Origin of the sequence: Flintibacter muris, from assembly GCF_943192995.1 — a bacterium.
Lineage (GTDB): Bacteria > Bacillota > Clostridia > Oscillospirales > Oscillospiraceae > Lawsonibacter > Lawsonibacter muris.
Window position 1 is genome coordinate 19,919 of record NZ_CALPCP010000043.1, and the last position, 10,667, is coordinate 30,585.

Sequence of the window (10,667 nt, forward strand, 5' to 3'; positions counted from 1 at the left end):
CAGCAAAATAGTACACAGGAGCGGAAAAGAGCTCTCCCCCTTTTCCGCCCTGCGTTGATCGAAAGGCTTAGCCAATCGCCTCATAGTCGTCGGGAACTGTGATATTCAGGGCCTCGCAGTTGGCGGCGTTGTACTTTTTGGTCACCTCGGGGGCGAACTGGACGGGCATGGTGGACACGTCCGCGCCGTTGACCAGGATGTCGTAGGCCATCTCACCGGCAATCCTGCCGATGTCGCTGTAGCTGATAGACAGGGTCACCACGCCGCAGCCGGAGCAGATACCCTCCTCGCCGGCCACCACGGGCACCTTCTCGGGGATGACCACGTTGGCAATGGCCTCAGTGTTGTTGGCGGCTGTGTTGTCGGTGGGGATGTAGATGACATCGGAACTGTCACAGGCGCTTTGGGTGACGGAGGCAATGTCGTTCACGTCGGTAAAAGCGAAGTTGGTGCAGGTGTAGCCCATGTCCGTGAGGGCCTTGGAGACTACTTCAACCTGGTATACAGAGTTGGGCTCAGCGGAGCAGTAGAGCAGGCCTACGTTCTTGGCATCGGGGAACATCTCCTGAAGCATGGCAGCCTGCTGATCCAGGGGGGCCAGGTCAGAGGTGCCGGAGATGTTGCCGCCTATGGTGCCCGTCCAGTTGTCAATGCCCAGGGCGGTGGCATAGTCGGTGACGGAGGTGCCCAGGATGGGAATCTCGCTGGTAGCGGAGGCAGCAGTCTGGAGAGGGGAGGTGGCGTTGGCCAAAATCAGATCCACATTTTCAGAGATAAAGCCGTCCACAATGGGGATGCAGTTGTTGGCTTCGCCGCCTGCGTTGCCCTCGGAGAACTTTACCTTGTCTCCCAGCTTCTCAGTCAGCACATCTTTAAAGCCCTGGGTGGCGGCGTCCAGCGCCGGGTGGGGCGCCAGCTGGCAGATGCCGATAGTGTAGGTCTCATCGCCGGCGGACTGGCTTCCGGATCCGGCGGGCACCTGGCTGCCAGAACTGGCTGAACCGGGATTGCCGGCGGTGCTGGGGGCACTTCCCTGTCCGGCGTTACCACCGCCACAGGCGGCAATACTCAGCGCCATGGCGGAGGCCATGAGCAATGCAAGTACTTTCTTTTTCATGATAATCTCCTCTTTTCAAATGCGTTGTTTGTCGGTTGGCGTACTTTTATATTTCTTGCTAGGCATTGCTGACATGTTAGACTATACCACTTTAAAGCAGCAAAGTAAACGTACAAATTTCACAAATCATCCGCATTGAAATTCTTTTCATTTTTCTGATTTTATGAATAACGAGCTCTGCCGCAGCTGGAAGCGCAATATTAAGTGGAGTCTGTGCTATTGGGGGTGAGAAAGGAATTTCACTACGGACTGACAATGAACTTTGAGCAATATGTCTTGGTAGGTAGTACCGTCCGCTCTTATCTGGCGTGGCTGAACGGCCTGTTTGAAAATAATATGCTGCTCTGGCAAAGAGCATAGTGACACACAGCAGCGCAGGGATTGGATGATTCATCCCTGCGCCGTTTTCTCTGCCAAACGAAAAAATGAAGATATTTTACAAGCCAGCACAATCCCTGACTGTTATAATGGAGCGGACAAGGAGGGACTGCGGGTGAAAAAAGAAGTGCGAACGGTGATCTACGATGATGAGCTACACATTGAGGCTTACCGTTTTGAGGGTATCGTACAGCCTTTTCCGAACCATTTCCATGAATACTATGTGATTGGGTTCATGGAGGACGGGGAGCGTGTTTTGTCCTGTAAGAATCAGGAATACACCATCACAAAGGGTGATGTTCTCCTGTTCAACCCAGGGGACAACCACGCCTGTGTTCAGAATGACGGCGGTACGCTGGATTACCGTGGCTTCAACATCACCAAGGAGGTCATGTTGGATTTGGCGGAGGAAGTCACCGGCAAGCGGGAACTGCCCGGATTTTCCCAAAACGTGATTTTTGATGAAGAAGTCGCCTGCTATTTGCGCCCGCTCCATGAGCTGGTGATGAAAGGCTCCAATGAATTTGGAAAAGAGGAAAATCTGCTGTTTCTGATTTCTTTGCTGATCCAGCAATACGGCCAGCCTTTTGAGAACTGTATCCCGGAGTGCCGGGAGGAAATTGAAAAAGCCTGTGCCTTTATAGAACAGCATTATGCCGAGCGAATTTATCTGGATCAGATCTGCCGTTGTGCCGGATTGAGCAAATCCACCCTGCTCCGGGCCTTTACCTGCTCAAAGGGCGTCACACCGTACAGCTACCTGGAAAACATTCGTATCGGCAAGGCCAAAAAGCTGCTGGAACAGGGTGTTCCTCCCGTTGAGGCGGCGCTGCAAACCGGCTTCTCCGATCAAAGCCACTTTTCCAATTATTTCAACCGATTTATCGGACTGGCCCCTGGAATTTATAGGGACATCTTCAGAGATACGGGGGAAATGCCGCATGAAGGGTAAACACACGGCGGGGCATCTCTCCGCCCTGCTCACAATCATAGTTTGGGGAACGACCTTTATCTCCACCAAAATTCTGCTGGCTGACTTCCAGCCGGTAGAAATACTGTTCTTCCGCTTCGTCATGGGGCTGCTGGCTCTGTTGGTTGTTTACCCCCGGCGCTTGAAGGGGACGAACCGCCAGCAGGAATTGACCTTTGCCGCTGCGGGCCTGTGTGGAATATGCCTCTACTATCTGCTGGAAAATATTGCACTCACCTACACAATGGCCTCCAATGTCGGGGTGATTATCTCCGTAGCCCCGTTTTTCACAGCCATCCTGTCCCATCTGTTTCTGAAAGAGGAAAAGCCCCATGTCAGCTTTTTCATTGGCTTTGTAGTGGCCATGGCCGGGATTGCCCTTATCAGCTTCAACGGCTCCAAGCTGGAGCTGAACCCCATCGGGGACTTGCTGGCGCTGCTGGCCGCACTGATTTGGGCCTGTTATTCTGTGCTGACAAAGAAAATCAGCGGTTACGGCTACCACACCATTCTCACTACCCGGCGGGTGTTTTGCTATGGCATCCTGTTTATGCTCCCGACACTGTTCCTGTTCAATTTCAAGCTGGAATTGCCAAAGTTTGCGAATCCTGTGTATCTGTTCAACATTCTCTTTTTGGGATTGGGCGCATCGGCCCTGTGCTTTGTCACCTGGAATTTCGCGGTCAAGGCGTTGGGAGCGGTCAAGACAAGCGTTTACATCTACATGGTTCCTGTGATTACGGTGGTGACTTCCGTGGCAATTCTCCATGAAAAAATCACCGCCCTGGCCGCTGGCGGGACGGTTTTGACGCTGGCGGGCCTGCTCCTGTCAGAAAGCAAACTATTTTTGAGAAAAGAGGCAAAGCAAAATGGATTGGCAAAATGAAAAGTGCGTCATGGTGATTGACGAGAGCCTACCCCTGGGTATTATCGCAAATACGGCGGTAATCATGGGGATTACCCTGGGAAAGAAAATGCCGGAGGTGGTAGGGGCTGACGTTACCGACCAAAGCGGCAACGAACACCTTGGCATCATCGAATTTCCTGTGCCCATCCTGCGGGGTTCGCCGGAAATTATCAAGCAGATACGGGAAAAGCTCTACCAGCCTGATTTTCAGGATTTGACAGTGGTGGATTTCTCCGATCTGGCCCAGGGCTGCAAGACCTATGACGAATTTATTGAGAAGATGAGCCGTGTTCCCGAAAGCACCCTGCAATATTGTGGTGTTGCCATCTGCGGCCCAAAGAAAAAGGTCAATAAGCTGACCGGGAGCATGCCGCTGTTGCGGTAAAAGTTATGCGCCGCAGCATGGCGGCTGCACATCCAGCCCGTCCAGATAGTCTGTCCCCCATTGACACATGGAATCTATGACGGGAATGATACTTTCCCCAAAGGCTGTCAAGGAATACACGGTTTTCGGCGGTTTTTCCGGGATTACCTCTCTCTGTATCATCCCGCATCCCTCCAGATCGTGGAGCTGTTGGGAGAGCATTTTAGGCGTTGCGCTGGGGATACGCCGTTGTAACTCCATATAATGCAAAGGCCGGTCTGCCAAGTGCCAGAGAATGAGCGGCTTAGTTGCTAAGCGTTTCTCAACTCAAAAGAGAAAAGAGAGGTCTTTCGTTTCTCTTTACATTTAAGGACGCAGGGCCTATAATAAACGGACGTATGGGACAGAGCGCACGCCGCATATCATCCTATACATCGCAGAAGGAAAGGAGGCCATGGGCACAGGCCCATCAGAAGCGCCAGCGCCTGCCCTCGGGCAGGACGACGAGGTGGGGGGAAGATCGAAGTCTTCGGCGGATGCCCCTCCGCGCCGGCTCCGGGCGCGCACACAGCCAGCAAATATGCGGGCGACCGCAAAACAAAGGGGTTGTGACCGGGGAACGAGGTCAAATGGCTGCGAGTTTGCCCTCCTGATTTTAAAGGAGGAAAATTGAATATGTGCGGAATTGTAGGCTATATCGGGCGGGAGCAGGCCGCCCCCATTCTGCTGGAGGGGCTGTCCAGGCTGGAGTACCGGGGGTACGACTCCGCCGGAGTGGCGGTGTTCGACGCTCAAGCGGGCACCCTGTCCGTCCACAAGGCCAAAGGCCGGCTCCAGGTGCTGTCCGACCAACTCCACGGCGGCGTGGACCTGGACAGCACCGTGGGAGTAGGCCACACCCGCTGGGCCACTCATGGCGCCCCTAGTGACGTCAACTCCCACCCCCAGGTGAGCCGCAGCGGCAAGATCGCCGTGGTTCACAACGGGATCATCGAAAATTATGCCGAGTTGAGGGGCTTTTTGCAGGCCCAGGGGGTCCCCTTTGTGTCGGAGACCGACACCGAGGCGGTGGCCCAGCTTATCGAGTACTTCTACGACGGCGACCTGCTCCAGGCTGTGGGCCGGGTGCTCCGCCGCATCCAGGGATCCTACGCCCTGGGTATCCTGTGCGCCGACTGCCCCGACCGGATCGTGGCCGTGCGCAAGGACAGCCCCCTGATTCTGGGCTACGGCGAGGGCTGCAATTTCATCGCCAGCGACGTCACCGCCATCCTGCGCCACACCCGGCAGGTGGGCTACATGGAGGACGGGGAGCTGGCCGTCCTCACTCGGGAGGGGATTCAGTGCTACAATCACCTAATGCAGCCCATCGGCAAAGAAATTGTCACCGTAGACTGGGCGATTGACGCTGCCGAGAAGGGCGGGTATGAGCACTTCATGTTCAAGGAGATCATGGAGCAGCCCGAGGCCCTGCGCCGGTGCCTCTCTCCCCGCATCCGGGAGGGGGAAATTGTCTTTGAGGATTTCTCCCTCAGCGACTGCTACATCAAAAGCATAAACCGCATCTACATCGTGGCCTGCGGCTCCAGCTACCATGTGGGCATGGTGGGCAAATACCACCTGGAGCGGCTCACCCGCATCCCGGTGGAGGTGGCCCTGGGCTCCGAGTTCCGGTACATGGACCCCATCGTGGACGAGCACACCCTGGTGATTGTCATCAGCCAGTCGGGGGAGACCCTGGACACCATGGCCGCCCTCCGGGAGGCACGGCGGCTGGGGGGACACATCCTGTCCATCGTCAACGTAGTGGGCTCCTCCATCGCCCGGGAGTCGGATCAGGTTCTCTACACCTGGGCGGGCCCGGAGATCGCCGTGGCCACCACCAAGGCCTACACCACCCAGCTGGCCCTGCTGTCCCTGCTGGCCCTGTGGCTGGGGAAGCGGCTGGGCACCGTCTCAGAGGAGGACTTCCAGGCCATGTTGGCCGCCTTCCGGGATCTGCCGGACAAGATGGAGCAGGTCCTCGCCCACCGGGACGGCATCCAGTACTTCGCCTCCCAATACTTCAACCACGACTCCATCTTCTTCATGGGCCGCAACCTGGACTACGCTCTGGGCCTGGAGGGCTCCCTGAAGCTGAAGGAGATCAGCTACATCCACTCGGAGGCCTACGCCTCCGGCGAGCTGAAGCACGGCACCATCAGCCTGATTGAGGACGGCACTTTGGTGGTGGCTCTGGGCACCTGCAGCAGGCTCTTCGCCAAGGCCATGAGTAACGTAGTGGAGGTGAAGGCCCGGGGAGCCAGTGTGCTGGCCCTGACTGTGGGGCCCCACAGGGAGGAGATGGCCCAAACCGCCGACGGGGTGATGACCATCCCCGACATCCACGAGCTGCTCCTCCCCTGTCTGGGGGTGGTCCCCCTCCAGCTCTTCGCCTACTACGTGGCCCTCATGAGGGGCTGCGACATCGACAAGCCCCGGAACCTGGCCAAGAGCGTGACGGTGGAATAATACAGATGAGATGACACAGGGAGGGGTTGTCATGGAGCTGCGCACCTTACACTATTTTACCGTCGTGGCCCGGGAGCTGAACATCACCCGGGCAGCGGAAAAGCTGAATATGAGCCAGCCGCCCCTCAGCAACCAGATCAAGGCCCTGGAGGAGGAACTGGGGGTCCAGCTCTTTATCCGAGGCAAACGGCACCTGGAGCTCACCGAGGAGGGGGCCCTCCTGCTGCGCCGGGCGGTCCAGATGCAGGAGCTGGCGGATAAGACCCGGCAGGAGATTGCCAGCCTGCGGGAGGGGATGACGGGCACCATCTACCTGAGCATGGTGGAGGGCCGCGCCCCCTTCCTGGCCGCCCAGTGGATCGCCGGCTTCCAGGAAGAGTTCCCCCTGGTGCGGTACAACCTGTGGAATGGCAGCAGCGACGATGTGCTGGACCGGCTGCACAAGGGGCTGGCCGACCTGGCCGTCATCGCCGCCCCCTACGACACCGAGCACCTGGAGGGCTTTTCTGTGGGTCAGGAGCCCTGGGCCGCCATGCTCCACCCGGACCACCCCCTGGCCAAAGAGCCGGGAGAGGCCATCCCTCTGTCCTGCCTGGTGGGAGAGCCCCTTATCGTCCCCAGCCGAAAATCCCGGATCGAGTCCATCCGCCGCTGGTTCGGGGATATCAGGGCGGAGCCTCGGATTCTCTGCGAGATGTCCAACTACATGGACGCGGTGGCCCTGACCAGCCAGGGGGTGGGGGTCAGCATCTTCCCCCAGACGGTCGGAGTATCCAACGGACTGGTGGTGTCCAAAGTGGTGACCCAGCCCGCCCGGCAGGCGGAGTACATTCTGGTCTGGAACAAGGGACAGGCCCCCTCCGGGCTGACGCGGGAGTTTATCCGCTATGTTCAGGATTACCTGGAGGAACGTCAGTCAAAGGCATAACAGCAGACAGCCCCCGCGCCGGTGCGCGGGGGCTTATCATATCCAAAAGATATGGTAGCTGCAATGATATATGTATTTCCTTTTTTCTCAGAGCTGTGCTAAGATAAGAGCATCCAAGGGAGATACGAAAAACCAAATCAAATTACAAGAAAGTGGAGGAACTGACCATGAAAAAGACATTCTTTGAGAAACTGTCCAACCTGCTGACCGGCTACTACAAGTCGTTCTCCATGGACTTTTAACCGGGATACCCGAACAAACAGAAGGAGGAATTGAGAATGGAAAAGCTGGCTGATTTCCTGTCGGAATACTATAAGACCTTCTCCCGCTGAGTTTGCCCTCTCCAATCTTTGTGTGATCCATCCATCACCGAAGCAAACGCCCGGACAGCGGAAACGCTGGCCGGGTACATTTATTTATCACAACACGGAGGCATCGCGATGAGTATTCATGAGGAATGTGGCGTCTTTGGCGTGATCAGCCCACAGCCTGGGGACGTGGGCCGGCTGGCCTACTACGGCCTCTACTCCCTCCAGCACCGGGGGCAGGAGAGCTGCGGCATCGTGGTCAACGACGACGGGGTATTTGCCTCCCACAAGGATCTGGGGCTGGTGGGGGAGGTGTTCGGCCGCGAGACGCTGGCCCGGCTGCCCCGGGGGACTATGGCGGTAGGCCACACCCGCTACGGCACCACTGGAGCCTCGGTCCGGAGCAACTGCCAGCCCATTGAGGTCAACCACCAGAAGGGCCGCATGGCCCTGGCCCACAACGGCAATCTCAGCAACGCCGCCCGGCTCCGGGACGCGCTGGAGCTGTCCGGGGCCATCTTCCACAGTACCAGCGACACCGAGATCATCGCCTACATCGTCACCAAGGAGCGGCTTTCCACCCCCTCCATCGAGGACGCCCTCAGCGCCGCCATGGACAGGCTGGAGGGGGCCTACTCCCTGGTGCTCATGTCCCCCCAGAAACTGATCTGCGCCCGGGACCCCCACGGCTTCCGCCCCCTGTGCTATGGTAAGATGGAGGATGGGACTTATGTAGCCGCCTCCGAGAGCTGCGCCCTGGCCGCCGTGGGGGCGGAGTTCGTCCGGGACCTGGAACCGGGGGAAATCCTGGTATTCTCCAAAGGCGGCGTCGTCTCCCGCCGGGAGCACTGCGGAAAGGTGGAGCCCGCCCCCTGCATCTTTGAATACATCTACTTCGCCCGCCCGGACTCGGTCATCGACGGGGTGTCAGTCCACACCGCCCGCCTGCGGGCCGGGGAGATTTTGGCAAAAACCTACCCCGTCCAGGCGGACGTGGTAGTGGGGGTGCCCGACTCCGGGCTGGACGCCGCCCTGGGTTACAGCCGGACCTCCGGCATCCCCTACGGCATTGGGCTGATTAAGAACAAGTACATCGGCCGCACCTTCATCGCCCCCGGACAGGACCACCGGCTGGATCAGGTGAAAATCAAGCTCAGCGCTGTCCGGGACAGCGTGGCGGGGAAACGGGTGGTACTGGTGGACGACTCTATCGTCCGAGGGACCACCAGCGGTCGGATCGTCAGCCTGCTCCGGGAGGCTGGGGCCAGCGAAATCCACCTCCGCATCTCCGCGCCCCCCTTCCTGAACCCCTGCTACTACGGCACCGACATTGACTCCCGGGACAACCTCATCGCCTGCCATCACACCGTGGAGGAGATCGCCGAAATCGTCGGGGCGGACTCTCTGGGCTATCTGCCGGTGGAGCAGCTGGGGGCGCTCATCGGAAAGGGCTGCTGCTGCGACGCATGTTTCACAGGGCGGTATCCCACACCGATTCCTATGGATACCCGGAAGGATCGCTTTGAACAGAAGCTGTCAGAAAAGCGGAGTTAGATATTTTTCGCTTCCTGTCTCAGCCAAAACAGAGCTGACTCCACATATAAACTGGCGGCGATGGTCAGGCACCTCTCGTCAATGTCAAAGCCGGGGGTATGGTGGGCCATTTGTGAGCCTGGAACGGCTTCGCTTCCGCTGCCCACAAAGGCGTAGACCCCGGGGACGGCGGCGATGATCTCCGCCTCGCAGCAGTTAAAAGGCGGGAATATAGGTGCCCTGGTAAATATCCCGGATGGCCTGGGCGGTTTCCTGGGACTGGTAGGCGGCCAGCACCTTCTGATAGACCGGGTTGTCCAGGTCGGCGGTGCGGCAGGCAACGATGTTGATGTAGGGCTTGTCGGAGCCGGGCTTCGCCTGCTCGGTGTAGACGGCATCCTCCAGCTTCAAGCCGTTGTCCACGGCGTGGGCCCCGTTGACAAAGGCGGCGGCCACGTCGGGCAGAAGGCTGGCGGTGTTAGCGGCCTCCACCTCCACGAACTCCAGGTTCAGGGGATTGGCGGTGATGTCCTTCAGCTCTGGGATGCAGCCGGCGGCGGGGTCCACCTCCAACAGGCCGGCGGACTCCAGGATCTTAAAGCACCGGCCCTCGTTGGTGGGGGCACTGGGCACGGCGATCTTGTCCCCCTCCTTCAACTGGCTCACGTCGGTGATCTTGTCGGAGTACAGGGACAGGGGGGGCCACGATGGTGTCGCCCAGGACGGCGATGTCATAGCCCAGGTCGTCAATCTCCTTCTGGAGGCAGGCCTTGTGCTGGAAGGCGTTCAGGTCGATCTCCCCAGCGTCCAGGGCGTTGTTGGGCAGCTTGTACTTGGCAAACTCCACCATCTCGCAGCGGATGTTGTCCGCCTCCAGCAGCTTGTTGACCGTGTCCCACTGCCCGTTGTTAGCACCCACTACGCCCACCTTGATCACAGTGGGCTCAGCGGCAGTGCTGCCGGAAGCAGAGCCCGGGTTTGAGCCGGAGACGGGGCTGGTACTCCTTATAGCGGTCGACGTGATAGCGGCGAAAGGTTTGTGCTTGCGCCAGCTGCTCTTGCAGAGGCTGGATGTTGACCTCATCCATCACACCGCTGAAACTGGTGGGATGCAGATAGAGGTCCTGCCAGTCTTTGGACACCGTGTCGCAGCCTCCGTTGCTGCCCAGCTTGACTGTCCATCCCAATTCTTGGAACAGGCGGCGGCTTTCCTCCTTGAATGCAGTCCTGTCGGCGTCGCTTGACCAGCCGGAGGTATAGCCCTCGGTTCGGATACGAAAATAAACTTTTCTGTATGACATATTGATTTTCCCCCTCTGTTGAAACAAAAAAGCCACCCTCGGCTCATTGGGAGTTTCCGATAGGTTGAGGGCGGCTAATTTTCTTCTTTTCTAAATTGCTTGGAATCGCTCGGGAGTTTGAAACACCCCAGCTTCCAAAAAGGCCCAAAATGGGCCGATTTGCATTTTTTTCACGTTATTTCAAAATTACGCTTCCAGAAATCTCAAGCATCAACTTTTCTTTTCTCTGATTTCTGCTAAAAAATGAGAAACACCACATTTTCATGTGGTGTTTCAGCTTGTCGAAAAAGTCTGCCTACCGGCAGACTTTTTCATGTAAAGATGATAAAATAGGGAATAAGGGGTGAGGA

Annotated in this window: 11 protein-coding genes; 6 read left to right on the forward strand and 5 right to left on the reverse strand. The window is 57.7% G+C overall.

Annotation, left to right across the window (positions count from 1 at the left end):
- Positions 1 to 67: 67 nt before the first annotated feature.
- Positions 68 to 1,117: an ABC transporter substrate-binding protein gene (locus tag NFS22_RS19855; protein WP_251319454.1), complete on the reverse strand. Its 1,050-nt coding sequence runs from the start codon at positions 1,115 to 1,117 to the stop codon at positions 68 to 70.
- 493 nt (positions 1,118 to 1,610) lie between these two features.
- On the opposite strand from NFS22_RS19855, the gene NFS22_RS19865 reads away from it, so the two are divergent.
- Genes NFS22_RS19865 through NFS22_RS19875 form a run of 3 tightly spaced genes read left to right on the forward strand, consistent with a single transcriptional unit; the run spans position 1,611 to position 3,757 of the window.
- Entirely contained in the window at positions 1,611 to 2,447 is an 837-nt protein-coding gene (locus NFS22_RS19865; RefSeq protein WP_251319455.1) for a helix-turn-helix domain-containing protein, read from the forward strand.
- Positions 2,437 to 3,351 (forward strand): DMT family transporter, encoded by a 915-nt coding sequence (locus tag NFS22_RS19870; RefSeq protein WP_251319456.1) that lies wholly within the window; start codon positions 2,437 to 2,439, stop codon positions 3,349 to 3,351. Before NFS22_RS19865 ends, NFS22_RS19870 begins: the two co-directional genes overlap by 11 nt.
- Complete coding sequence (locus NFS22_RS19875; protein ID WP_251319457.1) at positions 3,335 to 3,757, forward strand: DUF2000 domain-containing protein; 423 nt, start codon at positions 3,335 to 3,337, stop codon at positions 3,755 to 3,757. The genes NFS22_RS19870 and NFS22_RS19875 overlap by 17 nt, the downstream gene beginning before the upstream one ends.
- Before the next feature lie 3 nt (positions 3,758 to 3,760).
- On the opposite strand, the gene NFS22_RS19880 is transcribed toward NFS22_RS19875, so the two are convergent.
- Positions 3,761 to 4,033 (reverse strand): winged helix-turn-helix transcriptional regulator, encoded by a 273-nt coding sequence (locus NFS22_RS19880; RefSeq protein ID WP_338148043.1) that lies wholly within the window; start codon positions 4,031 to 4,033, stop codon positions 3,761 to 3,763.
- A gap of 378 nt (positions 4,034 to 4,411) precedes the next feature.
- On the opposite strand from NFS22_RS19880, the gene glmS reads away from it, so the two are divergent.
- The 3 genes from glmS to purF all read left to right on the forward strand — a co-directional run bounded on the left by glmS (position 4,412) and on the right by purF (position 9,037).
- Positions 4,412 to 6,247: a glutamine--fructose-6-phosphate transaminase (isomerizing) gene (glmS, locus tag NFS22_RS19885; protein WP_251319458.1), complete on the forward strand. Its 1,836-nt coding sequence runs from the start codon at positions 4,412 to 4,414 to the stop codon at positions 6,245 to 6,247.
- Positions 6,248 to 6,278: 31 nt separating this feature from the next.
- A complete protein-coding gene (locus tag NFS22_RS19890) occupies positions 6,279 to 7,175 on the forward strand; it encodes a LysR family transcriptional regulator (RefSeq protein WP_251319459.1) in 897 nt (298 codons plus the stop codon).
- Positions 7,176 to 7,615: 440 nt separating this feature from the next.
- Complete coding sequence (purF, locus tag NFS22_RS19895; protein WP_251319460.1) at positions 7,616 to 9,037, forward strand: amidophosphoribosyltransferase; 1,422 nt, start codon at positions 7,616 to 7,618, stop codon at positions 9,035 to 9,037.
- Between the two features lie 195 nt (positions 9,038 to 9,232).
- Here the strand turns inward: purF and NFS22_RS19900 are convergent, their stop codons facing one another.
- Genes NFS22_RS19900 through NFS22_RS19910 form a run of 3 tightly spaced genes read right to left on the reverse strand, consistent with a single transcriptional unit; the run spans position 9,233 to position 10,317 of the window.
- A complete protein-coding gene (locus NFS22_RS19900; protein ID WP_251319465.1) occupies positions 9,233 to 9,682 on the reverse strand; it encodes a MetQ/NlpA family ABC transporter substrate-binding protein in 450 nt (149 codons plus the stop codon).
- Entirely contained in the window at positions 9,612 to 9,935 is a 324-nt protein-coding gene (locus tag NFS22_RS19905) for a MetQ/NlpA family ABC transporter substrate-binding protein (protein WP_251319461.1), read from the reverse strand. The genes NFS22_RS19900 and NFS22_RS19905 overlap by 71 nt, the downstream gene beginning before the upstream one ends.
- Before the next feature lie 25 nt (positions 9,936 to 9,960).
- The gene (locus tag NFS22_RS19910; protein WP_251319462.1) at positions 9,961 to 10,317 is read right to left on the reverse strand and encodes a hypothetical protein; all 357 of its coding nucleotides are present in this window, start codon (positions 10,315 to 10,317) and stop codon (positions 9,961 to 9,963) included.
- Positions 10,318 to 10,667: the final 350 nt, after the last annotated feature.

Coding starts and splice junctions, on each gene's coding strand:
- purF (WP_251319460.1), top strand. CDS start 7,616: ATGAGTATTCATGAGGAATGTGGCGTCTTTGGCGTGATCAGCCCACAG.
- NFS22_RS19875 (WP_251319457.1), top strand. CDS start 3,335: ATGGATTGGCAAAATGAAAAGTGCGTCATGGTGATTGACGAGAGCCTA.
- NFS22_RS19910 (WP_251319462.1), bottom strand. CDS start 10,317: ATGTCATACAGAAAAGTTTATTTTCGTATCCGAACCGAGGGCTATACC.
- NFS22_RS19870 (WP_251319456.1), top strand. CDS start 2,437: ATGAAGGGTAAACACACGGCGGGGCATCTCTCCGCCCTGCTCACAATC.
- NFS22_RS19855 (WP_251319454.1), bottom strand. CDS start 1,117: ATGAAAAAGAAAGTACTTGCATTGCTCATGGCCTCCGCCATGGCGCTG.
- NFS22_RS19890 (WP_251319459.1), top strand. CDS start 6,279: ATGGAGCTGCGCACCTTACACTATTTTACCGTCGTGGCCCGGGAGCTG.
- glmS (WP_251319458.1), top strand. CDS start 4,412: ATGTGCGGAATTGTAGGCTATATCGGGCGGGAGCAGGCCGCCCCCATT.